This window comes from Vibrio penaeicida, assembly GCF_019977755.1.
GTDB classification, from domain to species: Bacteria; Pseudomonadota; Gammaproteobacteria; order Enterobacterales; family Vibrionaceae; genus Vibrio; species Vibrio penaeicida.
The window spans coordinates 1,287,681-1,314,073 of the sequence record NZ_AP025144.1; the positions used below are offsets into that span (position 1 = coordinate 1,287,681).

The window sequence follows — 26,393 nt, forward strand, 5'->3', positions numbered from 1 at the left end:
AATACCATACTAAGATATAGGTTTTTTAATATGTGTATTGTTGGCTAATAATATGGCGATCCAATCTTCACTTAAAAAGAAAAGTATCATCGCTTTGGGGTTATACCTTTGTTTCGTTATCGCAACCGTTGGTAGCGTAACCTATTTGGTTGTAGAGCACCCAATCAAAAGTAAACTTCAAAAGAATTTAGATTTAAGAACAGAGCTTCTTGCCACCAGTTTAGATGAATCATTAAACGGCTCCCTTGGATTGTTGCACAGCATTGCAGCAGTAGGTGAAGCCTCGGAGCAATATGATAGTTTGAAGTCTCTATTGCCTTTCATGATTGCCCAGAGCACCAACATGATTGTGAGTGGCGGTACATGGCCCGAGCCTTATTCAATAGATAAAGACGTCCGCCTAAAAAGCCTTTTCTACAATAAGAATTCAGAGGGTAGAGTTGACCTCATCCATTCATGGAATAATCCAGAATCAGGGGGATACAATATAGAACCTTGGTACACCTCTGCCATAAATATCAAGGCACAAGAGGTGTCTTGGTCGGATGTCTATATCGATCCCTACACCCATGTTCAAATGATTACTGCTTCAACACCCTACTTTAAGAATGGGGTGGTTAAAGGTGTCGCGACCATCGATATCTCTTTGTCGGAACTGATTAAGTACGTTCAAAACCACGCCAACCAATACGATCTTGGTGTTCTGATTAAAGACAAAGCGGGTAATGCCATTACAGAACACAACTTCTCACTCACTAAAGATATCTATATTTCTAGAATGGCGTTTGGTAAATACAACTGGGAAATAGAAGTTGTTAATTCCAAAAGACTAGTAGGAGAAGAAACGTTCGAATTGGTGATGAGCTTAGAATTCGTCATCGCGCCGTTTCTACTGCTTTGCGTCATGATCGGTTACTACTTGATCAACCGTTACTTGATTCGACCGATAGTCGTGATTGCAGACAAGGTGTCGGATAAAAATACTCACGGCATCATTGATATGACTTACAACAGTCATGATGAAATCAAACACCTCATCGATAGTTTTAATCACAAGACGGTTTTCCTTAGAGAGGAAACCGTGAAAGCAAAAGCATCGACGAAAGCGAAATCTGCCTTCCTTGCAACACTATCACATGAAATTCGAACACCCATGAATGGTGTGTTAGGCACGGCACAAATATTAGCCAAAACAGATCTAACAGAACATCAAAGTAAGCTGCTCCATAGCCTTTATGATTCTGGCGAGCACATGATGACGCTTCTCAACGAAATTTTGGACTTCTCTAAAATAGAGCAAGGGAAGTTAGAGCTCGATCCTTCTCCTTTTCCACTGGCTAGCATTATCGGCAGCATAAATAGCGTGTACTTTACGTTAGCGACCGAGAAAGGGCTTAACTTTAAAGTGTATAGTGAAGTCCCATCAGAACGCTGGTACAACGCCGATAAGGCACGAATTCGGCAAATACTTTTTAACTTGCTGAACAACGCCATTAAGTTCACTTCTCGTGGTTTTATCGAAGTCTATTTAAACGAATACGAGCGAGCAGGAAAAGTCTACTTATCCATACAGGTACGCGATACTGGAATTGGCATCTCCAAATCGGCACAAGAAAAAATATTCAAACCATTTGAGCAAGCGGAGTCTACCACCACACGACGATTTGGAGGGACAGGGTTGGGCTTAGCGATCACTCAAAAAATCGTACAAGGTATGGGGGGAGACATAAACGTAAAAAGCGAAGAAGGCATCGGTTCTAGCTTTTTCCTAACTTTGCAAACAGACGTATGCTTACCTGAAAGCACACAAGACGTCGTTCATCAAAAGTTTGACTGCAATGGTTTATCCGCTCTAATAGTGGAAGACAATCGAACGAACACCATGATCATGGATGCGTTTTTGCGCAGTAAGGGGTTTGAAACCACCAGTGTTGTCGACGGTGCGAAAGCGGTTGAAATACTCACGCAGAAAACCTTTGATCTTGTCTTAATGGACAACCACATGCCCGTTATGGACGGTATTGAAGCGACAGAACGGATCCGTAATTTAAATCACCAATCATCGAAAGGGCTGATTATTGGTTGCACCGCAGATGTATTCAAAGAGACTCGAGAAAAAATGCTGAGTGCAGGGGCGGATCACATTCTCGCTAAACCGATTGATGAAAGGGAATTAGACGATGTTTTGATCAAGTTCTCTGAACGTTTAAATCAGCTAAAGAGAGACGCATTAGAATTCAATACTTCCAATCCGACAGAAGTATCGAGTAAAAACAATGAACAGAGGTTAATTGATTTGTACGTCTGTTTAGACAATCAAGACTATGAACAAGCAAATCAGATCCTAGAGTGCATCATAAGCCAAGACAGCATTAGGTTTAACCATGATGAACTCAGCGCGATAGACAAAATTGTGACCGCGCTTCGTGAAAACACGACCCCATCAGAAGAAGACATTAACGTACTTACGTTAAGCCTCGCGGACTGATTTCGTAAGTTAATTACATAAAATCCAAAAAAAGCACTGGAAGGTTATCTCTCAGTGCTTTTATATATTCATATACCTCTCATAAAAAGACCTTTCAGACGAATTAGTCAAACTCACTATTATTTCGTAGAAAACTAGTTGTAAATTTACAACAAAATATAAAATACAGAATATAAATCCATTTAAAAAGTGATTAAATAGCGAATAAATCTGGTGTTTAATGTTTTATCTAGATTTACCTGTTGCTTAACAATTCTTTAACTAGTTTTATATTCTTTGTGAGGAAGGAAATGAGTTCTAAAGCCCCTTTTTGTATTCGCCACGCAGCAGCGGATACATTTGCTATGGTGGTATTCAGCTTTGTTGTAGGAATGCTGATAGAGATTTTTGTATCAGGTATGTCCTTTGAACAGTCATTGCAGTCGAGAACTCTATCTATACCCGTGAACATCGCCATTGCATGGCCTTATGGGGTATTCCGAGATTGGGTTCTTAACCAAGGTGGAAGAATCCACGGTGGCGAACTGACAAAGCGTATTTCCGACGTTATTGCTTATGTATTGTTTCAATCACCTGTTTATGCCGCCATTCTATGGTTTGTAGGCGCATCTTCTGATCAGATTGTGACAGCCGTTGCGAGTAACGCAGTTGTTTCATGTGGTTTAGGTGTACTTTACGGATATTTCCTAGATAACTGCCGAAAATTATTCCGCGTTCCTGCTTATATTCAACAGGTCTAAAGCTAACCAATCTGTTGGTAAAGTGAGTGTTTTAGCTAAAATCTGAGCGAACAGACATGAAATGATGTTTTTTTTCAGATAATCACTTGACCGACAAACACATAAACATTAAATTAGCGCCCCGTTGAGACGCAAAGTTCAACAACAATTCGGTGAGTTGTCCGAGTGGCTGAAGGAGCACGCCTGGAAAGTGTGTATACGGCAACGTATCGAGAGTTCGAATCTCTCACTCACCGCCACATTCTTGAAAAGAGACGCCCTAGGGCGTCTTTTTTTTTGCTCATTATATTTCTAAATAAAAACCTTAATGCCCAAATATGTCATAGTCATCTCGTCATTTTGTCTTGATGTATTCAGTCATCATTGGAGAGCCCAAGTGATTGACAAATATCTCTATAAACTATACCGATAACTAAATAAAATCTAAGTGAAACAATGACGATAGAGTTGTATCTAGAACGTTTTCAAAACTTAAAAATGAACAGCGCGGGAGGCAAGAAAAGTCCTCACAAGGTGTGTATGCTCCTAGCCATCATAGACCTAGTACAAGCTGGGCATATTTCCACCAACCAGATCTACTTAAACCAAGTTCTTAAAGATAGATTCGCTCACCATTTTGATAACTTGGCTCAGAATAAAGATAAGAATACGCCAGAGAACCCGTTTTTTCATTTAAGAACTGAATGCTTTTGGCATCTTTCATATTGCTCGGGTTGTGATAGAAAAAGCACCAAACGATATTCTGCAAAATCAGTTGAATATGCCTATATTGATGATGAGCTATTCGATTATATGAAGAGCTACATTGTCGCTAATGAGCTGAAAGAAGCCTTGGTGTCAAACTTGTCTGATCTGGCTGGTTTATATTACCAATGGCTGTTGGATATTGGTAAGTCGGAGAAAACCGCAAGCAACTATCTCGGTGCGATTAAAGGCTCTATCTCATATTGGTTAATGGATGTAGGGGAACTTGACCAGCCTCTAACGGACATTAATTCTTATCGTAAGTTTATAAGCTACGAAGATAAGGCAAGAAAGCTAGAGCTATTCCAAATTCGAGACAAAAAAGGTAAAGGTATGTATAGCGCAGCTTTGTCTCATTATCATAAGTTCTTAGCTGACGTGTCTCAAATAGATGTAAATGCTGATATTAAACAGGTTATGACCGATAAAACGCTATCGGATACTGAGAAAAGTATACTCGTGAAGACGAGAATGGGGCAAGGAGGCTTTAGAACTAAGCTGATTAAAATGTGGGGATGCTGTGCTGTAACAGGATACCGTAATACTCAGTTGCTATTAGCTTCACACATTAAACCGTGGCGGGACTCTAGTAATGAAGAACGTTTGGACAAATTCAATGGTCTATTATTACTAGCTAATTTAGACAAAGCATTCGATCTCGGTTTTATCTCTTTTAGCGACCAAGGAAAAGTAATGATTTCTAGCCAATTAGAGTCACCAAAAGTGATCGGTTTAGATGAGAGTATGTCCTTCAATATTGCTCTAGAACATAAGCGATATCTCGCTTATCACCGAGCTGAGCTGTTTAAAGGTCTTTGATTTCAATTTACTGATAGTAATGAAAATTAAGGTATCTCTTAAAGAGTAATTAAGTTTAATCGGAGATGTAATTAACAGTTTGGTAAGTGAGTAGTTGACGTGATGCCCATCTAAAAAATATGGTTAGATTATTCGTATTGATGAGTATTCTCATTGTTGAGTAAAAATTCACGTTGGTAAGCTAGATGGAACTCACCTCGGTATTAAAAGAACTACAAGCTTTTGTGTATGCAGAACATGACGCTGGTATAGAAAATCTTCTAGAAATTTGGAAGAAACCTTTAAAAGAAAAACTATTAAAAGGTGAAACTCAACTAATAGAGTCAGTGAGGTATTCCGGAACTAATCACCTTGAAGTCGTATTAGGTGATAATGAATCACGCCTTAGGGAAGGCGACATGATTTGTTTGCATCTTGGTGATCCTAGTAATCATAAGGTTTTTGACCAAGTAACTATTGAGGCCGAAAGCGATGGAGAGTGGCTACTGAAAGTCAAAGTCGATAAAAGTTTACTTCCACAACTAAGTGAAGGTTGTTATGCCGATCCTACAGGCATGGATCTAAGGCCATTTTATGAAAAGTCTTTAGTTGATATCGCTACATCTAAAGTCGGCAGAGACGTACTGCTTCCTATGCTTTCCGGACATTTAAATATGGAAGCGATTTATGACGAAGACTTTGATGAAGCTGCTGATTATGCAGAATCTCGTGGGCTGAATGAAAAACAGAGTGAAGCGGTTGGGCTTGGTGTCGCATCTAAATACTTAGCGTGTATTCAGGGACCTCCTGGAACTGGTAAAACAAAAGTTATTAGTATTATCGCTAAGCTTCTTGTAGAGGCCGGACAAAGAGTTCTCATGACTTCTCATACCCACATGGCGATCAATAATGCGCTCAACAAAATTGTGGAGGAAAGGGTCCCTGTTGCGAAAATTTGTGCGAGTGGTGGTAAGAAATCATTGAGTGATAAGGTGAAGCATTTTGAATACGCATCAAAATGGGAAGATATACCTGATACTGGATATATCATAGGCGCCACACCTTTTGCCACCTGTAGTGAACGGCTTGAAAGCTTTACATTTGATACCATCATTTTTGACGAAGCCAGCCAAATCACAGTCCCTTTGGCGTTAATGGCAATGAGAAAAGGATGCAGATTTGTATTTGTTGGGGATCATAAGCAGCTTCCTCCTGTGATACTTTCTCAATCCGTTCTAGAAGATAGTTCCGCTTTCTCCAAAATGATTCTTGGCAATGAAAAGGTTTCTGTGTTGCTGAGCCAAACATATCGCATGTCCCCAGCCTTAACCCAATGGCCTAGCAATTGTTACTACAAGGGTAATCTGGAATCGAAAAGGCCGCCAGCGCTATCATTGTTTTCTCTACCGAAAAAAACTCACAAGTATTCCGATATTCTCTCTAGTGATCTACCTTCTGTGTTTATCAAGACCCCAGGGGTCAATGATCCGCCCCAACAGTTTTGGACACCAAGTTAAGTGAGTACAATCACTAACGAGGTGAACAATGACAACTAACAAAAAAACTAGAATTAAACATTCCCCTGAATTTAAGGCAGAAGCTTTGAAGCTATCAGAGAAAGTGGGAGTTGCTGCGGCAGCGAGGCAGCTCGGGTTGCATGAATCCCAGATCTACGGTTGGCGTAAGGCAATTAAAAAAGACACCAGTACCAGTCAGCGTGAAAGAGATCTCGCTGCCGAAGTCGCCAAGCTCAAAAGGCAATTGGCTGAGCAAGCTGAAGAGCTAGATATCGTAAAAAAGGCCGCCACCTACTTCGCGAAAAATCTAAAGTAGATTGCTATGAATTTATGCTAGAACACCTTCTGTGTTTCAATGTGGTCCGCATGGCTAAGGTGTTCGAAGTTTCACGAAGTGGGTTCTATTACTGGATTAAGCATCGCCACAAGTACATCCAGCGTGAGGCAATACGCCAAAAGCTTGATGAAAAAGTCAAAAAAGCTTTTGACAATAGTAAGGGGCGTGATGGCTCAAGGCGCATCCAGAAAGAGCTAGCTGAGAATGGGGATAGCCGTAATGTTAAAACCATTGCCGCCAGTATGAAGCGTCAGGATTTAACGCCGAAAGCGGCACGCAAGTTTAAATGTACGACGGATAGCAAGCATAAGATGCCCGTAGCGCCGAACTTGCTAGCTCAAGACTTTAACGCAACGGCTCCGAATCAAAAATGGGCGGGAGATATCACGTATCTTGCCACGAGCGAAGGCTGGTTGTATCTGGCTGTCATCATCGACCTTTACTCACGACAAGTGATCGGTTGGTCAATGGATACGAGGATGACGGCAACTCTGGTCTGCGATGCATTATCAATGGCTCTGTTCCGTCGAGGGTTCCCTGAGCATGTTACTGTCCATAGTGATCGAGGTAGCCAGTATTGCTCAAAAGACTATAGGGACATAATAAGTGCTTATAACCTAAAACAAAGTATGAGTAGAAAAGGAAACTGTTGGGATAATGCGTGTGTTGAGAGCTTCTTCCATTCTATGAAAGTCGAGGCGATCCAATACGAACCGATCATGACAAGAAATGAGATGCGCCAAACGGTCTTCGAGTACATTGAGGTTGATTATAATCGGATGAGAAGGCACAGTGCTCTTGGGTATCTAAGCCCAGTTAACTTTGAACAGCAAAATGTCGCTTAATGAAGTGTCCAGTCTTGCTGGAGCAGATCACAATGCCCGAAGTCAAAATAGAATAGAAGCGGAGTTAGTAGCTGACTTGATAACTGCGGCTGTTGAAGCGGGGCTATCGGCTGAAGAAGTTGGCGTTGTTACACCGTTTCGTGGTCATGCCAGAATATTAAAATCCTGCTTGCAGGATAAGCTAGGAATATTTGGATCAAAATTAGTGGTAACGGATACCGTAGAAAGGATGCAGGGTCAGGAGCGAGAAATGATTATAGTTTCATTCTGCTCCTCAGACCCGCAATACATTAGCGCTATTGCTGAATTCTTTTTTCAAGCGGAACGTCTCAATGTTGCCATTACTAGACCTCAGACTAAGTTGGTTATTGTGGGCCCCGAAATACCAGAAGGCATGCTGCAACAGGTGGATGATCTTAGGGTTCGGAAAAATATCGAAGACTATAAATCTCTGGTTCGTCACTGCTATAAGGCGGAAGTAGATTAATGGCACATATAAATATGCTTACAGGCTTAGACCGCAAGTATCGACGACATTTCAAAAAGGTATTCAATAAACTCAATGACGAATTTTTTATACGCGAGTCATTATTAGATGCTTTGCAAGTCGCCCCTTGCATTATTGAGGGACCTTGCAATAGTTGGGTTTTTGTTGGTGTTCATTCAGAGAAGCTAGATAGTGTTAGTCTTTCTAAATTGTTGAAGTTTAATGACTCGATGTTGAAGTTGGGTTTAAAGCCTGTTCAGTATCTTGCTGTCGTCGATAATATGACTTCGGGGGAAGGTAGTACGTTACAAGTCGATGATTCTCTATCTGATTATGTACAAATAGTCGAGAACAAGACGTTTATTGAGTATGGTGAACAGCGAATACATGCCGCATTAACCGAGTTCACAATCGAGGAGCATACTCGAATAAAACGCACGTTTTTTCCGGAGTCTGTTATTCCCGCACAATGCAGTACTCGTCGAGGAAAAATATCCGTAGACAATACCGCTAGGTTGCTTCCATTTTTTCTAGATTATGATCAAGAACTGGCTACAAGACTGGACATGATTGAGTCTGTCGATTCTGAAGAAGAAGGTCAGGAAGACACTTCTGTAAGGTTGATAAATGGGGTGGCTGGGAGTGGGAAGACTCTGATTTTAATTAATCGTGCAGCACTATATTGCAAAAAATACCCTGAAAAAAAGGTGCTTCTTGCGATACACAATAAACCAGTGACGGAAGATATTAAATACAGGTTTGAAATGTGGCTTAAAGGTAAACCAGATAACCTTGAAATTGCGACCTTTCACTCATTTGCATTAAAACAGTACAGCAAAAGCTATCAGCGTGTTACTCCAGTATTTGGCGATGCGAATCTAAAAGAAGAAAAGCAGACCGTTTTAAGTGATAAAAATGAAGCGTACACGAAACTGTCGTTAACGGATGAGCAGATTTGGTCCGAACTAGAGTACATCAATGACTACTTAATTAAAGACAAAGAAGAGTATTTGGAATTTGATCGACAAGGACGTGGATTTTCGTTGCAAAAAAGTCAACGAGAACATATTTGGCTGCTATATGCTGATTTTTGTGCTCAGTTGTCGTCGGTTAAGAAATACTTACCGAGTTTATACATTAAGGAAGTCGCGCTATCAGATAAACCTCTTGAACAGTTTGATCACATACTGCTTGATGAGGCTCAATTCTTCGCGCCATCTTGGTTACAGCTGATTAAACGTTCACTGACTCCTGGAGGGCAATTATTTATTTGTGCTGATCCTAACCAAGGCTTCTTAAAAAACCGTTTAAGTTGGAAGAGCGTAGGTCTAAATGTTCGAGGGCGCACCAAGCGTTTGAATCATTCTTACCGAACGACTTATGAAATAATGGTCGCCGCAAACGCTCTGCTAGATGGACTCGAAGGGAGCCCAGAAGATTACGTAAAGCCTGATTATGAAAAAATGGTAAGAGGCTACAAACCCCAAATCATATATTCCCGAAATGCTCAAGATGAGAAAAAAAGATTCCTCAATGAGTTGGTAGCACTGGTGAAATCTGAAAAGGTTTCTCTTCATCAGGTTATGGTATTGTGTAGCCCGGAATACTACCCAAAAAACCTTAAGCAAGAGATTGAGCAACGTCTTGGCTTGAATACGGTCGTTAACTACAATAATTCCAAAGAGTTGGCATCTAACGTAGGCAGTAAAATTAGACTTCTTAATATCAATAGTTGTACGGGGATGGAGTCAGGTACGGTGTTTGTTCTTGGTTCTGGTCATATAATTAACCAGCCTAAGAACCTAGAACTGAATGACTCGGAAAGAGAAGAAGTATTACAGGAATCAATGCGTAAACTCTATGTAGCAATGACTAGAGCAGGACAGAAGTTAGTTGTTTTCAGTACCGAAGAGTTTCCAGCTAGCGTTGAAAAGCAAGTTGATATCACGGGGGCAGTTACCCTCAGTTAGTTACTTTAATCTCGCGCAAACAGCCATTTGAACATACTACTGAGTGATCTAACATTGCGAAGCAAAATTTTGCGGTTGATGTGGGTGGGGAGTTGACAGCTTTTACAAGTAGTGATTAAAGGGGGACTCTAAGAGGAGATTACTTTCATGAAGGTGCTGCATATAACAGTAATTCAATTTAACGTATGAAAGCCGACGGAGGTTTAATTAACAGGTATCAATATACACATGACCTCATCTTAAGGAAATTGTCTTATGATTACCAAAACTATAAACATGATTCGTCAATTTATATCAGTCAAGGGTTTGATAGTATATTAGGTGGAGAGAAATAGATGGCAGATAAGATTAACAAGATTCTCTTTACTACATTGGTTATTTTTGTGTTAATCCCATGGCTAATAAGCTTATATAATCACCTTTCTTTGTCTAATTATTACTTAATGAAGATTGGTAACCTTACGGAGCGGAGTGAATATAAGTTAATTAAAGGTAGGTTGCCTGATTATGTTGAGGAAAAAGGGGAAATTGGCGCTTTTTATGAGTGTCTAAAAACCTACAAGCCAATATCTAAATGGAAAATTTCTCAACCAAACTCACGAACTATAGATATAGAGATCGGAGGTATTAACTTTTTGTTTTCAAGTTCGAGTATTACATCTGTTTTTAGCATAGAGACTGATGAGCTTATTACATCTGGCTATGCGTTAGAATGCGACTTAAATCTTTTGGGAAAAAATTCTATTAGAAGTGATTATGATATTCCAAAGTTTAACCCATATGACAAGTATGAAATTTTATTAAGTTCTGGTCAGGTTTTTGAGAAAAAGAAAGAAATAAATTTATCATACCTCAATCATTGCTTAAGAACTCGAGTTAAATCAAGTGATGAATATATTGAGACTGGTGTTTTAAAAATTAAAATAAATTCTACAGGATACACTTATATAGTTCACCTTAGTTTTAATGATGATAAAATTAAAAGTTATATCATAGAAGAATACATTAATAAACGAGACCTTCTATCTAGGAGTGGGGTAATATTTGTAGATTGTGAAATTAATTAAGATAATTGGGGCAGTCGCTTTAAGAAAACATGAATTCTATCTAGTCAAGCGTACGGAAAAAATAGTTAAAGGTTAGTGGAGTTGCTTATTAGCTCGATTGTTCCCCAAACTTCCTAAAATACCTAGGCAGCATAGTTTCATTGCCTAGAAGCCCACCTTGGTGGATGTAGAGTAACGTCCCGTGCTGTTCCTTTTCGTAATCTTGTATTAAACAGCGCCACATTAATGGGTCGTAAAGCAAATCAAATTCCACATTGGTTTGCTGCTTTAGCTTTTTCCACATATCAAAATCGGCTTGGTAGAGTTTGCCAAAGTGGTGCTTTTTTCCTGTATTCAAAATGTATGGAAACTGCTCTTCGTTTAGCGATTGCCATTGTTGCATTAGGTATTCGTCGCCACCGACACACGCGCAAGTGACTACTCGAATATTGTGTTTTTCTAGGTGCTTATTCAGGTAAAGAGAGGTAGTCCCCGTGCCTGAAGGGAGGGCTACGGTAAGGGCAGCAATGTTTGCTTCTTTTTTCCAATCCAATATTTCATTTGCCAGCTGTCTTACGCCATATTCTGCCAATTCACTTCGGCCGCCTTCTGGAACAAAAAGGCAACGGTTGTCGGGCTTTCTGATCTCTTTTATGTAGCGCTCGCTATTTAGTGCATTGTCTCCGTCGCGTTCCAATTGGCTTACATCAATAATCTTTGCCCCTAAATCCAGCGCTGCGCGGTAGTTACCTTTGGGGTTTTCTAATACATAAGACGGGATATGATCCACATAAAACTCGAAGCTCCACCCTTTTAAGTGGGCGAGTGCGGCTAACGAATACAAAGAGTTGGCTTGAACAGAACCGTGCCCAATAACCGTATTAACTTCTGGGTATTCGGTGTTCAGCAGCTGCATAAATTTTCTGGCTTTGTTGCCGCTAAATTGAGGATGAAGGAGTTCATCTCTCTTTAGGTAAAAAGTAATGTCATCAACGCAGTGTTGAGTAATCGGGCTGGCTTGAAGTTTCATAGCGATATGGGTGTTGCGATAAAGCTGTAGTCTAACAGAATCTTGTTTCTCATTGAGAGTGCCATTGCAAAGTGATCCTCGCAACTTCATACGACTTGGGTATAATGCAGCCTTCGTGCATTTTCTTTTGTGCGACACAGACTTTTACCCAAAGTTAGATGCTTGATTTCATTACCGCCCAAACGCCCAGTCTGCTATTGACAGGTTTTCATGTCGATAGGTTTGCTTGCTATTCGTTTAGCTTGCAGCCAGCAAGATTAGGTGGGCGCATTTTCATAGAGCATCAGGGGTATTGGAATTGAAATGAATGACATAAAGAATGAACTTACTTGATTTTGATATATCTCACGTAAGGGATTTGAATTGATAGAGGTAGAGAAGTGAAGCTAACTTCGAAACATTTGTGGTTCTTACTAGGTGCAGCCTTGCTAATAAGGCTTGTGTCTTTGGGTATTATGCCGCTGATGGATACAACGGAAGCTCGATACGGTGAGCAGGCTCGAATTATGGTGGAAACCGGTAACTGGTTAACGCCAATGTTTGATTACGATGAGCCATTCTTGGGCAAGCCGCCGATGTTTACTTGGCTGAGTGCTGTGGGCATTGAAGTGTTCGGTGTGTCAGAATTTGCCGTTCGATTCCCTCATTGGGTTGTCGGAGTTCTAACCATTGCTTTGGGATGTTTTTTTGCAAAACGTGTTGGCATTAATCCGCTAAAAACCGCGGTAGTCATGGCAACTATCCCAGTATTCTCTATCTCATCTGGCGCTGTCATGACGGATATGGCGCTAACGTTCTCTCTAACGCTCGCCATGATAGGGTTCTTCTTTTGCTGGCGAGGCGAAAAGATATGGGGCTACATCGGGTTTGCTGGGTTAGGTCTTGCACTACTGGCTAAAGGGCCGATGGCCATCGTATTGATGGGGCTATCCGTTCTTCCATTCTTGATTATTCAACATGGCTTTGTCGGTGCGTTCGTACAACTTTGGAAGCGTTTTCCAATCGTTGGCGGCTTAATCCTAATGTGTGTGATTGCGCTGCCGTGGTACATCTTAGCTGAGCAAGCAAACCCAGGGTTCTTAGAATACTTTATTGTAGGCGAACACTTTAACCGATTCCTTGTGAGTGGATGGGAAGGGGATCGCTACGGTAATGCGCACGACGAACCAAGAGGCATGATATGGCTATTCTTGATGTTGGCGGCTCTGCCTTGGTCTATTGTATTGCCTCTGCTAGCGGTTTTTCGATTTACAAGGCTGAAAGAAAAGTTTGCTGAATTACCTGGGGTGTTTGTATTCCTCCTGTTCTGGGTTCTCTCACCGCTTATTCTGTTTACGTTCTCGGGCAATATTCTTGCTACCTATGTTCTGCCGGGCATGCCCGCGTTTGCGTTGTTAGTGGCGTATTTAGCAGAAGAAAAAGTGAGTTACAAAGCGACATACTTCAAGTTCATTGCGATTACAGGGCTAATTATTACGTTGGTATCTGTCTATGTGGCGGGCGAACTTAAGAATGATGCGATCGTAGGGTATGTTGCTGCTGTAGCGCTTGTTGTTTCTGGCATTGCGTTTTTGTTCCGAGGGAAACAATTTACGTTCAACTGGTTTACGTTTACTTCGTATATCTCGCCAATCATCCTGATTATTGCTATCTGTGTAGTCATGTTCAAAACAGGTAATGAGCGTAGCGACAAAATGCTGTTCATCGATATCGATCACAGTAAGCCTACGTTCTATGTAGAAGGCGGGCGACCATTCTCTGGCCAGTACTACAGTTTTGGTCAGGCGAAGCGAATGCATACGCTGGATCAACTGCAAGGTCACGAGAATGGTTACTACATTATTGGGCCTAATGAGCGTATCGGAAACTTTGTTGAGAAGTACAACTTGTCTTGTACGTTCGAAGTGGCATCACCTAAACGCTCGCGTTACCTGTGCCAGTGATTTCTCAGCTTAAGGCTTTGCAGCATAAACTATTTCAGCATCGGCTGTTTAAGTTTGCCTTTGTTGGCGGTATCGGCTTTTTAGTCGATACCGCAGTGTTTTCTCTTCTGTATTATGTTGCAGAAATGCCTATATTTTCTTCGCGTGTTATCGCGTTTGTTTTAGCTGCAACCGCGACATGGGTTGGAAACCGAGTACTGACATTCAGTGACAGAGAAAAGTCCAATAAAGCGAAGCAGTGGCAAAAACACATGGTTGCGGCGGTCTGTTCTGCGATACCCAACTTAGGTGTGTTCAAACTGGTAATCGCTGTTTTTGGTGATCAAGGAGCCATGCCTTTTGTGGCGCTTGTAGCGGGAATCTTAGTTGGCATGTTCAGTAACTACTTCTTGAGTTCGAAGTGGGTATTTGCCGACAAAGAAACCAGTTAATGAAGACCTAGCAGCAAGCGATGACTCTGAAAAAACAAATAAAAATGCGACCAATTGGTCGCATTTTTTGTCTCTGGCTCCATCAATAACTTTCTATTGATGTGCTTTAGCGCGATGCCTCTGCTTATTCTTTGGCTTGCTAGAGCCAGCAGATTGATGCGCGGGTTTACCTTGCCCTTTGGATTTCGGCTTGGTGGAAGGCTTACCCTTTCCATTTTCTTTACGGCTATCAGGCTTACGGATATCGGGCTGATTCTTGGTATGCTTGGTCGCAAAGCGGTTTGCACCATGCCTACCAGAACGGCGGCGCTGCGCAGGCGTTTTGGAGTCAATATCTTCCGCAGGAATCAAGCAGCCAGGTTTATCGCCAATAAGGTGCTTTTTGCCCATGCTGATCAGTGCTTCGCGAATGATTGGCCAGTTAGCCGGATCATGGTAACGAAGTAGCGCTTTGTGTAAGCGTCGCTGCCTTTCTCCTTTAGCAACGGGGATATCTTCACGTTGTTTGTATTTCACTCGCTTGAGTGGATTGGTTTCCGAGTAATACATGGAGGTCGCATTACACATCGGAGACGGGTAGAAGTTCTGGACTTGGTCGCACTCAAAATTATTCGATTTTAACCACAGTGCCAAGTTCACCATGTCTTCTTCTTCAGTACCTGGGTGCGCAGCAATGAAGTAAGGGATCAAATACTGTTTTTTCCCGGCTTCTTTACTGAACTTTTCAAACATTTCTTTGAATCGGTCATAGGTACCCATGCCCGGCTTCATCATCTTATCTAGCGGGCCTTTTTCAGTGTGCTCGGGCGCTATTTTCAAATAGCCACCTACGTGATGCGTGACAAGCTCTTTCACGTATTCTGGAGATTCAATGGCTAAGTCGTAGCGAACACCAGACGCGATCATGACTTTCTTGATGCCTTTTACTTTGCGCGCTTCTCGATACAAATCGATGGTGTGCTTGTGGTCGGTGTCTAGCTTATGGCATATCCCCGGGAATACACAGGAAGGTCTTCGACAGTTCTGTTCTGCACGTGGGTCGGAGCAACCGAGGCGATACATGTTGGCCGTTGGTCCACCTAAATCAGAAATGGTACCGGTAAAGCCTGGGACTTTATCGCGAATTTCTTCCATCTCGTTAAGGATCGACTCTTTCGAACGGTTTTGAATAATACGTCCTTCGTGCTCTGTTATCGAACAGAAAGAGCAGCCACCAAAACAACCACGCATGATATTGACTGAGGTTTTAATCATGTCATAAGCGGGGATCTTCGCATTACCATACATAGGGTGCGGAACGCGGGCGTAAGGCAGCCCAAACACAAAATCCATTTCTTCTGTTGTCAGCGGAATAGGCGCTTGGTTCACCCAAAGTTCGCGATCGCCGTGTTTTTGAATGAGCGCGCGCCCAGAATAAGGGTTAGTTTCCAGGTGCATGATTCGGCTGGCATGCGCGTAGAGAATACGGTCGTTTTTCAGCTTTTCGAAAGGGGGTATTCTCACTGCGGTGGTTTTTGCATCGTGCCTTGATGGTTGAATAGTGACAGCCTTGGCTACCTTTTCTTCTTCCTTCGGCTTTGTTTCACATTGCGTTTCTACCTGATAAGGGTTCGTCGGAACGAACGCTTTTCCCGGCTTTTCAATACGAGAAGAATCAATAACTTTGAAATGCTCTGGAGCAGCGGCTAGGTTTACTGCTGTGCCACGAATACTCGTGAGAGTGGAAATATCTTCGCCATTTGCCAGCCTATGAGCCACTTCCACTAACGCTCTTTCCGCGTTACCAAACAATAGAATATCGGCTTTAGCATCGAACAAAACCGAACGTCTAACTTTGTCTGACCAATAATCGTAGTGCGCGATACGACGAAGGCTCGCCTCAATACCACCTAAAACGATGGGGGCGTCTTTGTATGCCTCACGGCAACGCTGAGAGTAAACCAAGGTTGCACGGTCTGGGCGCTTTCCACCCTCGTTATTCGGTGTGTATGCATCGTCGTGACGAAGCTTTTTGTCTGCCGTATAACGGTTGATCATTGAATCCATGTTGCCCGCGGTAATACCAAAAAAGAGGTTTGGTTTACCGAGTTTCATGAAATCGGATTTATCTTGCCATTCTGGCTGAGCCAAAATACCTACACGAAAACCTTGTGCCTCTAAAAGGCGTCCAATAATAGCCATACCAAAACTTGGGTGGTCGACGTAAGCGTCACCAGTGACGATGATGATATCGCAACTGTCCCAACCAAGTGCATCCATCTCTTTCCTACTGGTGGGCAGAAAAGGGGCGACACCGTAACATTCAGCCCAGTATTTTGGATATTGATCGATTGGAGTGGGTTTGTTGTGCATTTTTTGACCTCAGCGTTAGGAGGCGGGAATTATAGCGGCATAAAACCTTCCTGACTAGGTTCTCATTTCACATGAGAATTATTCGTATTTATGAGGCTGCAAGGCTTACATATAAAGGCTCAATCGATATTTCATACCCTTTAAGAAAGGTATTGATTTAGCCTTAAAAACAGTTGTTCTTGGTGCTCAGAAATACGTGTAATTACACTGGGATCCGGAAGCTGATTTTGGGATTTTACCTGTTTTTCAATTTCATCCATCAAAGTGTAAAGGCTGTGCGCACCAATTTGGCTACTTGTCCCTTTGAGGGTATGAGAGTGGACCTTTATTTCACTGACATCTCCGTTATCAATGGCAGAGATAAGCTGGTGAATTTGTTCTGGAGTTTCCTCCATAAAAGCGCTGAGCACGACGTTTAAAGCGCCTTTATCGTTGAACATCATATGCAGAGCTTCACGTTCATCCCATATAGGATCATTCTTATCGTTTACGGCACTGTGTTCATCCATGCCGGCACTGGAATTTGAAGGGGTTGATGAGATTGAAGAGTTTGAGTGGTTTGAAGAGAAATTAAGCCATTTTGATAACACCGATTCTAAGCTCTCTGGGTTAACGGGTTTACTTATGTAATCGTTCATGCCTGCAGCAAGACATTTTTCCATATCACCCTTCATGGCGTTGGCTGTCATGGCAATAATTGGAATGCTTTGGTAGTTTTGCCCCGCTTCTCCGTCTCTGATCGCCATTGTGGCCTCATATCCATCCATTTCAGGCATTTGGCAATCCATTAAAATCAGTTGGTAGGATGTGGAAGATTGCAACGATTGGAGAGCCGCGAGACCGTTTCCAGCAATATCTGATCGGATGCCTAGGTTTTCAAGCATTCCTTGCGCGACAAGTTGGTTGATATCGTTATCCTCTACTAGAAGGATTCGGTTTTGTGCTTGTTTCAAATACGGATCTGCGGCCTCGTGTTGGTCATATTTTGATTTCGACTCTCTTGACGTTAAATATTGAGAGTCGAATGCTGTTTCGTGAGGTAAGTTTTCCATTGTTGTGTCACCTTCTCGGAGCTGAATAGAGAAAGAGAAGGTAGAACCTTGCCCTAGTTGGCTCGAGACTTCTAACGACCCTCCCATCAGTAAGCACAGTTGTTTCGTGATGGAAAGACCCAAGCCAGTGCCGCCAAATTGGCGCGTGGTTGAGGTGTCGGCCTGTGTAAAGGCGTCAAATAAACCACTTAGCTGCTCTTTCTTAATGCCGATTCCTGAATCCGTTACTGAGCATTGAAAGACTAAAAGCTCGCCTTCGGCTTTCGTGAGTTGAGCATCTACTTTTATTTCGCCTTGGTCGGTGAACTTGAAAGCGTTACCCACTAGATTATTCAATATTTGTAGAAGCCTCGTTGGATCGCCTTTTACCGACGGAGTAGAAACATTTTGAGCATCTAAATGGAAACTGATTTGTTTCTCTTGCGCTTTGATAGCATTGATTTCTTTGAATCGAGTAAGCAATTCTAATAGGTCGAAATTCACTTCTTCCAAATCTAACTTTCCTGCATCGATTTTGGAGAAATCTAAAATATCGTCAATGATGGTGAGAAGAGATTTGGCACTGGATTGAGCCAAATTTAGGTAGTGGCTCTGATTGTCGGTAAGCTCATTTTTATTGATGAGATCCAGCATGCCAAGTACACCATTCATTGGAGTACGTATTTCATGGCTCATATTGGCAAGAAATTCACTTTTGGCTTTTGCCGCTTCCACGGCTTTGTTTTTTGCATCCAAAATCGTTTTTTCATACTCAATTTGATCGGTGATATCTCTAAAGCTCCATACTCGCCCTACAAGTGTTCCTTCTTGCAACATTGGGTGAGAAATTCTCTCTATAATCTTCCCATTTCTTAGCTCTAACGTGTCGAACGAGCGCTCAAGGCTGCCAGCATTTAACTGATCAGGGGAGAGTGTGAATGAAGACGGGTCAACAAGCTGAGAGCGAATTTGGTGAACGAAACTCAATGAACCGCCTTCTTGAGTGTACAAGCTTGGAAGCTGCCAAATTTGACAGAATTGCTGATTCATTTTTAGGTAGTGGCCATGTTTGTCGGTGACAAGCAGCCCGTTCTCGGCAGAGTGCAATATGGTTTCCATTAAAGACACGGTTTCTTTCAGTTTTTCTTCCGATTCTTTAATGTTGGTTAAATCCTCAACGGACACAAAAACACCCGCGACTTCTCCATCTACTATATCTGGCAAATATGTCGCTCTGATATGCCTAGATTGCCCCAATCCAGCATCTATTCGGCTTTCAAATTGAGTTTCTTTACCTGCCAGACTTTGCTCTAGATAAGGGAGAACTTCATTGAATATTTTTTCTCCAAGTATGAGCTTTATATGCTGATTTAAGATTTCATTTTCCGGTAACCCAAACCAATCTTGGTAGGCTCGGTTTACAAACCTGTAGTGAAGATCTTTACCGACGTAAGAGAACAATTGGGGAGCGTTATCGCTAATGCCTTTGATGTATTTATTTGCTTCAGAAAGCTGAAAATCTTTGATTTCTTTTTCTTTTAGCGCTTCCTTACGGGTGAATATTTCTTCATTTAGGCGCTCAATGGACGTGGTTTTGGACTGCAGACCATCCACCATTCCGTTAATCGCTTGTCCCAGCTCAGCGAGCTCGTCTTTCCCAAGCGAAGGAATGTTGATATCCAGATTGCCTTGTCCAATGTGGTAGGTCGCTCGGTGCAACAAAGCGAGACGGTGCAAAACCAGCTTTCTGAGGAGTACAACAATAACCGTGGCGATAATGAAACTGCCTGTGATAAATGAGAGTAAAACGAATTGATTGGAGTCGTAAATAGGTTGAAAAGCTTTGTCTCTATCGTAAACAACCACCGCTTTGAGTACAGCACCTGTACGATCTAATGTTTTACTTGCCGTCAGCTCTGAGTGGCTTTGTAAGTACGTTTTTCCTTGTGAATAGGTATTGTTAGAAAGAAGAAGATCGCCTTGCGCATAGGACGCATAGATTTTATCTTCCATGTCGGTAAGTAAGACGAGCTTAAGTGGTCGACCTGCATTGATGATGGACTGATTGATCTCTCCGAGTAAGTCGTAAGCAATTTTTGTCCAATTTGTTGAGATGATGACTTTACCTAAACTCCGACCTCGGATCTTAATTTCGGCTGTAAACCATTGTGATAAGTGCTGGTCTAACCCTAATGTAGGAAGGTAAGGGTCGTAGAGAATGTCACTAACGACTGTTTTGCCTTCTATGGATTCCTTGTACATAGGGTGTTGAGTCACACTTTCCAGCAACAGCCTTTCTCCGTTAATTTTATTGCCTTCCGTGTCGACGGTGGACGTGGCAAATACGGTGTTTTCTTCATCGAGAATTAAAATGTAGTTAATTAACGGATACACCTCTAGCAAGCTATTCAGTATTTGGTTAATCCCTCTGTTTTCCAGTAAGTCGAGTGCTTTCGCTATGTCTCTGTTTTTAGAAATGATGTTAGCCATCGCAATGTTGCCTTCAATGTTTGTATTGAGGCGCTTCAGTGCATAGCTAGAGTCTAGAGCCATCTCATTGTATAAGCGGTCAGACATCTCGGATTTGGTGTTAGATACCAGCAAGTACCCCATTACAGCCATGAGAATACTCAGTGTTGTAATGACAGTAAAAACAACCTTCGTTGTGAGTTTCATTCGTCGACCCAAATGAGTTGATCGCGAATATCGACCGATATGGATATTCCCATCATGTTTATTGCTTTTGTATTAACCATAAAGAGCGGTGGCTCTTGGAGCTCTGATTGAAGCTGCGTTGGTGGCACATCATTAACTAAGATTTGTCCTGCTTTCTCCCCTGCCATTTTCCCAAGCGTATAGAAATCGGCGACGGGTCCAAAGGTAGAGCCTTTCAAAATGCCGGATTTATTGGAGCTTAAAATCGGAATTTTGTGTTGATGAGATAGAGTAATGAGTGCTTCTTCCCCTCCCGATTGCATAAGGGTGTCTGTGGTGGTCATAAAAACATCGACCTTACCTAGTTGGTCCATGGCCAGTTCAGATACGTGTTCTACGCTTGTCGCTGCCAAAATCTTTACCGTTATCCCTTCTTTTTTCATTAGACGTAAAATATTGGAAGCCTGGATTTTAGAATTAGGCTCTCCTTTACGGTGAAAAATCGCTATTTTACGAGTCTCTGGAAGAACCTTTTTAAGTAGGGCGACATAGTGTTTGTTAGACACATAGTTACTGGTGCCAACGAGGTTGTTGCCTGAATAATCGAACGAATCTATCAACCCTGAATCGGCTGGATAAGTCACAATCGAAAATACAATTGGTGTGCTTGTCGGCAGTACGTTCTTGATGATGGTTGTGCCCGGAGTAGTCAATGAGTAAACCAAATCTGGTCGAGCATCTTTGATTTTGTTGGCGACTTTGGTTTGTAATTCTTTGTTAGCACCTGTTTTGCCCATAATGAACGAGGCGTTTTTTCCTTCCTGTATTCCATATATGGCAAGCCCAGCTTTAAAGCCAGCCACGCTATCTGGATAACCGCTCCATGTTGCTAGCCCAATCACGTAATTCACGTTTACCGTTGTAGCAAAAACTTGGCTCGGTGTGATTGCACCAAGTGATATGACGATGAATGAAATTAATACAATGTGTCTATTTGACCACTGGTGGATGAGTGCATGGCAATAATAAGTATATGGTTTTAGTTGAGCTGAATTGGAACGTCCCATTGATTATTTCTCTTGTCATTTGTTCGATGGACACGAGTGGCTTTAGAGCTAACTGCCTAAAGATAAGGCTAGGAGAGATTGAGGGCGTTTCAAGTGTGAGGTGTAAAGAAACCCCAATATATTGGTGAGCAATTTTTGCGCTTTTATGAAAAGGGATTGACATCACACAACAGCAGCTAATTTGGATGAAGTGCTTTTTTTTCAAACAAATGTTGATCCAGTCACGCCCGATTATTTAAGAGTTTGCTTGAATGTAATAAGAGTTCTTAGTTGCAATGTAAGGGGTTGCATCGAATATGAATACATCGCTAATTTCAGTGTTGAACGCTATGAGTATTTCCAGTGGGGAAGAAGGGGAGGTGCAGGGTTATAAAGCCGCAAATTGGCGTTGGAATGCCAGTAGTGACGAGTTTCAGTTTCTAGACCCCTTTTTAGTCGAGAGCATTCATAGCCAGTTTAAAGTTCAGACTATTGCTGATCTTTTGAAAATAATGCCGGTAAACGATAAAAAAAAGCTGGTAGGCGCGCTTCAGTCAACGCATGAATGCAATTCGAAACACTCAATTTTCTGTGTTCTAACCCCAACGAAAGGGTTACTTATTTATTGTGAAGTCGAAGTAAGTCGAGCGGAAGGTGATGTTCTTTTGGGTTATATCCGACCGTTGTTCTACTTATCTTCTATGTACGAAATCGGGCAAATTTTCCAAGCGATATTTGAGAACCGACACCATGGTATTGTTATCACCGACAGTGATACTCGGATATTGGCTTGCAACCCTTATTTTATCGAACGTTCGGGCTATCAATTTAATGATTTGTTGGGCAAAAAAACGAGCCTGTTCAACGCAGGAAAACACAGTGATACTTTCTTTGAAGAAATTTGGCGATTGATTCATAGAGAGGGTCACTGGAGCGGCACCATTTTGTCTAAGCGAGCAAATGGTCAAACGGAGCCTCAAGATCTCACTATCCAGAAAGTGGAGATGGCGAATGGTAAAACATATTTCGTGGGCTTTACTGTCGATTTATCCAATCACTTGTACCGAATTGCTGACACGGAATATGGTGGGATTGAATTGCTGACGCAACTTCCTAATGAAGACGAATTCAAATCAAAATTAGCCAACATGGTTAAACATTACAGTCATTCTCATACCATTATTGTTTTGGCAATAGAACCTGCGTTCGATGAAGACTCTACGTTAGAGCAGAGGGTTGCGTTTTCAAACGCCGTTGCTCAGGTGGATGAGCAATACCTTTGTGGCTATAAAGGGGATAACTTGTTCGTGTGCGCACTAAAATGCGTCAATTCTGCCAATAGAGTTAGGGCTATCCATAGCGAGATCAGGCGCTTCATGACGGCTATTCGTCAGTTTGGTAACGAACATCTTTTCAAGCTCGTTACAAGAGGGAAAATTGGCGTATCTGTTCTTGGGTACGATACCAATCAACCTAAAATGTTGGTTACTCATGCGACTCAGGCGATGTTGGAACAGCATTCGAGTAAAAAAGGGTACAACATAAGCTTCTTCGACCGTTCTATGCATGAAGAAACGGTTCGAAGGAAGAAGCTTGAGGAGCTTTTAACGGATTTTATCAAGAAAGAAAACATCGACGTGCACTTTCAGCCCATTGTTTCCACTGAAACCTGGCAAGTCATTAAATTTGAAGCACTTTGCCGCTTTCCTTCTGTTGAAGGACTCCAATATACACCTCAAGAAATGATCAATATTGCTGAAGACCTGAACCTTGTGTCGACTCTGGACAAAATTATTGGTTCCAAGTCGTTGCATTATCTTGAAAGAATTCATCGTCACTTCGGCAAGCATGTGGGGATTACGATAAATCGCTCACTTAATACCAAAATGAGTGCGCAACAAGTGCTGACAAACACTTTGAATATGGTCGAGGAGTCGGGTGTGGACCCTAAACTGGTGACCATTGAACTTACAGAAAGTGCCTATTTTGATAGTGAAGATTGCCATATACAGGCATTGAAAGCACTGAGACAAAGAGGTGTTAACGTCGCAATTGATGATTTTGGTACTGGGTATTCGTCTTTTACTTACTTAAGCAATGGTCACTTCGATTATCTGAAAATCGATAGAGAATTCATATTCGATATAGAAATTGGCACACACAAATACTTCATTGTGAAAATGCTGGTGGATCTTTCTCATACCCTAGGTGTAAAAGTGATTGCCGAAGGTGTCGAAACCATACAAGAAATTGAGGTGCTTACTGGGTTGAGTGTGGATTACATACAGGGGTATTACTTCTCTAAACCCGTTTCTATTGATGATATTGAAACAGCACGTCACTACGTGAAAAAACAGAACGAATTGCGTCGCTTTTCTCTGCCTAAGCAGGGGGCAGGAATACTGAGCTTGCATGAACAAATGTCGCCATTTTTAGAACCCAGCACGGCACTGAGTGAAGTGCATGAGATTTTCCTGCGAACAGATTTAGAAGCCATGGTGGTCACAGATAGTTTACATTGCGTTGGGGTGATTGATAGAGAAGTGTATAACCTTCATATGACTTCAACGTTTGGCACTAAGTTAGAAACGCAACGCGACACGCAAATTCTAAAACGCAAACTTAGCCAAGTTATGAAAACGAAATTTACTGTTCTTAGCCATGCGACGTTACTTAAAGATGTTCCAGCACTTGTTAAAAAAGGCGTCCCATTGCCTTGGGTGATCGCCGGAGATAAAGGAGAGTGTTTAGGCATAGTGACCAAGAACAAAGTGCTCAAGTTTTTAGCCAGTTGAGGTTACTAGGGTGTAACGTAAGGCTAACGAGTTGTTAAAGGTGGTTACTTGGGTAATTAGAGTCTGTTATTATCCGAGCCACAATTTTGAATGACGTAACTCTGCCTAATAATGCTTGATTATTTTCTCGCTCAATTGCTTCCGATGACACTGGGAGCACAATTGGTTATCACTTTAGTGCTGCAAAAAGGGGACATTTGCCCAGGGCAAAGAGGTCGTTTGCACAAGCTTTTGCCTGCCTTCATCGCATTGTGGATAGCGACCGCGACCATTAGCCTACTTGGATTGGTAACGGCTGGTGTTTTGGTGGCGTTTTATTCTAAAGTCCAAACGGGAAAAACACGTGAAACGGGCTCTTTCCACATATTGAATTTATCGGCATTGAGTGGATTGATAGCACTCGCACATGTGATAGCGCAAAGTTTCACATTTTGGGGTGGGGTCAATGTTGCTATTTCTGGCATCTTGTTAGGTGCGGCATTTGCGCAGCTTATGTTGGTAGTTTCTCGCTCTCGATTACAAGCCTTCCATCGTATATTACCTATTACCGGTATCGTCAGCGGAATGCTCTTTGCCGTCGTCTCATTAGTTCAGGCGTATCAGCTTCCTCCCGAAGCCATAGAGCACTTTACCACTCAAATTTTAGCGGGCTTTGCGATGTTAATCACTGCGCTCCTAATCTGGTGCTGGCATATGTTGTTTAACCAAACGCCAACTAAAATTCAGTTAAGTGTGGCAGTGTGTTGCCTACTTGCCTCACAATTTGGGTTCCAGTCTCTAATATAATACTTCTATCAAATAGCACTTTTCCTAATAGACGCTAACCTTTAATTAGGTAACCTGAAAAGGGGAAAGTGCCATGGATTTGAGTAACATCACCAACCTCGATAGCATCATATTGCTGGGCATAGTGAACGAAAAATTGCGTTTGGAATGTGACAGTTTTGAAGAGTTGGTTACGACCTATGAAATGGACGTTGAAAGCTTGGTGGGCAAGCTGGATGTGGTGGGTTATCAGTACGACCCACTCACGAACCAATTTAAATCTTACGATCGATAATGCAATGATTCGATACCTAAACAGCTAGACCAGATAGGTATCGACTTTGTTATGCCAACTTAATCCCTTCAAGATGACTTTTACATTGCTGTCGAGCCGTGTTGAAGAACGCTTGTAGGTACCTTTTTTTGCTTTCACTGCTGCGAGTGGCTGCGAATAGCCTTCTCCAAAGGCCATCCGATAGTGGCTTGCTCGTGATCAACCCTTGGCGTGAAAACTCAATGACCGCCCAATTTGGTAAAGCGGCAACACCTAACCCAGCAGAAACCATTTGAACCAGCATTAACGTGTTATCGCACTGCTTCCATTTAGCGGGCTCAACGCCTGCTGGCTGAAGGAAATGTTTAACAATGTCTAACCTTTGCTTTTGCACAGGGTAGGTAATGATCGTTTGATCGGCTAAATCGTGCGGTTGAATACTTTCCAACTCTGCAAGTGGGTGGGTGGTGGAAGTCACTAGTCTCATTTCAAAATCAAACAGAGGCTCATAGTGCACTTCTGATTTTGGCTGAATGTCGGAGGTGATGACCAAATCGAGCTCCCCTCCCATCAATGCCGGTAATGGTTCGAACCCAAAACCGGAAGAAAAATCCAATGTAACGCTGGGCCACGCGAGCTGATATTCCTTTAGAGCGGGCATGAGCCATTGAAAACAGGAATGGCACTCAATGGCCATGTGCAACCGACCATTAACATCTTCCTTAAGACTGGCGAGTTCACTTTCTGCCATCGCTAGCCTAGGCAGAACTTCGTCGGCGACTTTGAGCAGTATTTCACCTTCAGAGGTGAATTTCACAGGTCTTGTTTTACGCAAAAAGAGCTGCCCACCAATGCGCGATTCTAAATCCTTTATCTGATGAGAAAGTGCCGACTGCGTTAAGTGCAGGGCGGTTGCTGTTGCTGTTAGTGATCCGGTATCCCTTAATGATGTCAATGTTCTCAGATGCTTCAATTCAATCATGAGCTTCTCTCACTTTTCCATGTTCTCTATGACATATGTTCATAAAATACGAGCTTTTGACCTCTTTGTAAACGTCTAGATGGCTAAATAAAATTTAAAACATGAAAAAAAATAATA

At 42.1% G+C, this 26,393-nt stretch carries 18 protein-coding genes and 1 tRNA gene; 14 read left to right on the plus strand and 5 right to left on the minus strand.

Going from position 1 to position 26,393, the window contains the following annotated elements:
- The first annotated feature begins 52 nt into the window (after window positions 1–52).
- The 9 genes from LDO37_RS06075 to LDO37_RS06115 all read left to right on the plus strand — a co-directional run bounded on the left by LDO37_RS06075 (window position 53) and on the right by LDO37_RS06115 (window position 10,993).
- A complete protein-coding gene (locus tag LDO37_RS06075) occupies window positions 53–2,488 on the plus strand; it encodes a hybrid sensor histidine kinase/response regulator (RefSeq protein WP_126607162.1) in 2,436 nt (811 codons plus the stop codon).
- Between the two features lie 290 nt (window positions 2,489–2,778).
- The gene (locus tag LDO37_RS06080; protein ID WP_126609246.1) at window positions 2,779–3,228 is read left to right on the plus strand and encodes an L-alanine exporter AlaE; all 450 of its coding nucleotides are present in this window, start codon (window positions 2,779–2,781) and stop codon (window positions 3,226–3,228) included.
- Window positions 3,229–3,379: 151 nt separating this feature from the next.
- A tRNA-Ser gene (locus LDO37_RS06085) sits at window positions 3,380–3,467 on the plus strand.
- A 196-nt stretch (window positions 3,468–3,663) separates the two neighbouring features.
- Window positions 3,664–4,791 (plus strand): HNH endonuclease, encoded by a 1,128-nt coding sequence (locus tag LDO37_RS06090; RefSeq protein ID WP_126609247.1) that lies wholly within the window; start codon window positions 3,664–3,666, stop codon window positions 4,789–4,791.
- A gap of 185 nt (window positions 4,792–4,976) precedes the next feature.
- Window positions 4,977–6,287, plus strand: a complete 1,311-nt coding sequence (locus tag LDO37_RS06095) for an AAA domain-containing protein (RefSeq protein ID WP_224056051.1) — start codon at window positions 4,977–4,979, stop codon at window positions 6,285–6,287.
- 28 nt (window positions 6,288–6,315) lie between these two features.
- A protein-coding gene (locus tag LDO37_RS06100) for an IS3 family transposase (protein ID WP_224056044.1) occupies window positions 6,316–7,469 on the plus strand; the annotation gives its coding sequence in 2 pieces (ribosomal slippage) (window positions 6,316–6,562 and window positions 6,562–7,469; 1,155 coding nt in all).
- Window positions 7,459–7,956, plus strand: a complete 498-nt coding sequence (locus tag LDO37_RS06105) for an AAA domain-containing protein (RefSeq protein ID WP_224056052.1) — start codon at window positions 7,459–7,461, stop codon at window positions 7,954–7,956. Before LDO37_RS06100 ends, LDO37_RS06105 begins: the two co-directional genes overlap by 11 nt.
- Window positions 7,956–9,926, plus strand: coding sequence for a UvrD-helicase domain-containing protein (locus LDO37_RS06110; RefSeq protein WP_126607321.1), 1,971 nt, complete (start codon window positions 7,956–7,958; stop codon window positions 9,924–9,926). Before LDO37_RS06105 ends, LDO37_RS06110 begins: the two co-directional genes overlap by 1 nt.
- Before the next feature lie 335 nt (window positions 9,927–10,261).
- Window positions 10,262–10,993 carry a hypothetical protein gene (locus LDO37_RS06115; protein ID WP_224055356.1) on the plus strand — a complete coding sequence of 244 codons (732 nt, stop codon included), beginning with the start codon at window positions 10,262–10,264 and terminating at the stop codon, window positions 10,991–10,993.
- Between the two features lie 88 nt (window positions 10,994–11,081).
- Here the strand turns inward: LDO37_RS06115 and LDO37_RS06120 are convergent, their stop codons facing one another.
- Window positions 11,082–12,002 (minus strand): 1-aminocyclopropane-1-carboxylate deaminase/D-cysteine desulfhydrase, encoded by a 921-nt coding sequence (locus tag LDO37_RS06120; RefSeq protein WP_126608266.1) that lies wholly within the window; start codon window positions 12,000–12,002, stop codon window positions 11,082–11,084.
- A 380-nt stretch (window positions 12,003–12,382) separates the two neighbouring features.
- Here LDO37_RS06120 and LDO37_RS06125 point away from each other — a divergent pair, with 380 nt between their 5' ends.
- Together LDO37_RS06125 and LDO37_RS06130 are read left to right on the plus strand one after the other, a co-directional pair.
- Window positions 12,383–13,945 (plus strand): ArnT family glycosyltransferase, encoded by a 1,563-nt coding sequence (locus LDO37_RS06125; RefSeq protein ID WP_224056053.1) that lies wholly within the window; start codon window positions 12,383–12,385, stop codon window positions 13,943–13,945.
- Window positions 13,936–14,376, plus strand: coding sequence for a GtrA family protein (locus LDO37_RS06130; protein WP_224055358.1), 441 nt, complete (start codon window positions 13,936–13,938; stop codon window positions 14,374–14,376). Before LDO37_RS06125 ends, LDO37_RS06130 begins: the two co-directional genes overlap by 10 nt.
- 93 nt (window positions 14,377–14,469) lie before the next feature.
- Here the strand turns inward: LDO37_RS06130 and LDO37_RS06135 are convergent, their stop codons facing one another.
- From LDO37_RS06135 to LDO37_RS06145, 3 genes are all read right to left on the minus strand, one after another.
- Entirely contained in the window at window positions 14,470–16,728 is a 2,259-nt protein-coding gene (locus LDO37_RS06135) for a YgiQ family radical SAM protein (RefSeq protein WP_126608262.1), read from the minus strand.
- A 140-nt stretch (window positions 16,729–16,868) separates the two neighbouring features.
- A complete protein-coding gene (locus LDO37_RS06140) occupies window positions 16,869–20,435 on the minus strand; it encodes an ATP-binding protein (RefSeq protein WP_126608261.1) in 3,567 nt (1,188 codons plus the stop codon).
- Complete coding sequence (locus LDO37_RS06145; protein WP_126608260.1) at window positions 20,432–21,481, minus strand: ABC transporter substrate-binding protein; 1,050 nt, start codon at window positions 21,479–21,481, stop codon at window positions 20,432–20,434. Before LDO37_RS06145 ends, LDO37_RS06140 begins: the two co-directional genes overlap by 4 nt.
- A 296-nt stretch (window positions 21,482–21,777) precedes the next feature.
- Between LDO37_RS06145 and LDO37_RS06150 the strand changes: the two genes are divergently transcribed.
- The 3 genes from LDO37_RS06150 to LDO37_RS06160 all read left to right on the plus strand — a co-directional run bounded on the left by LDO37_RS06150 (window position 21,778) and on the right by LDO37_RS06160 (window position 25,315).
- Window positions 21,778–24,255 (plus strand): sensor domain-containing phosphodiesterase, encoded by a 2,478-nt coding sequence (locus LDO37_RS06150; RefSeq protein WP_224055359.1) that lies wholly within the window; start codon window positions 21,778–21,780, stop codon window positions 24,253–24,255.
- A gap of 162 nt (window positions 24,256–24,417) precedes the next feature.
- Window positions 24,418–25,041, plus strand: coding sequence for a hypothetical protein (locus LDO37_RS06155; RefSeq protein ID WP_224055360.1), 624 nt, complete (start codon window positions 24,418–24,420; stop codon window positions 25,039–25,041).
- 73 nt (window positions 25,042–25,114) lie between these two features.
- Window positions 25,115–25,315, plus strand: coding sequence for a DUF4250 domain-containing protein (locus LDO37_RS06160; protein ID WP_126608773.1), 201 nt, complete (start codon window positions 25,115–25,117; stop codon window positions 25,313–25,315).
- 49 nt (window positions 25,316–25,364) lie between these two features.
- Here LDO37_RS06160 and LDO37_RS06165 read toward each other — a convergent pair whose 3' ends face one another.
- The gene (locus tag LDO37_RS06165; protein ID WP_101112175.1) at window positions 25,365–26,276 is read right to left on the minus strand and encodes a LysR substrate-binding domain-containing protein; all 912 of its coding nucleotides are present in this window, start codon (window positions 26,274–26,276) and stop codon (window positions 25,365–25,367) included.
- Between the last annotated feature and the right edge of the window lie 117 nt (window positions 26,277–26,393).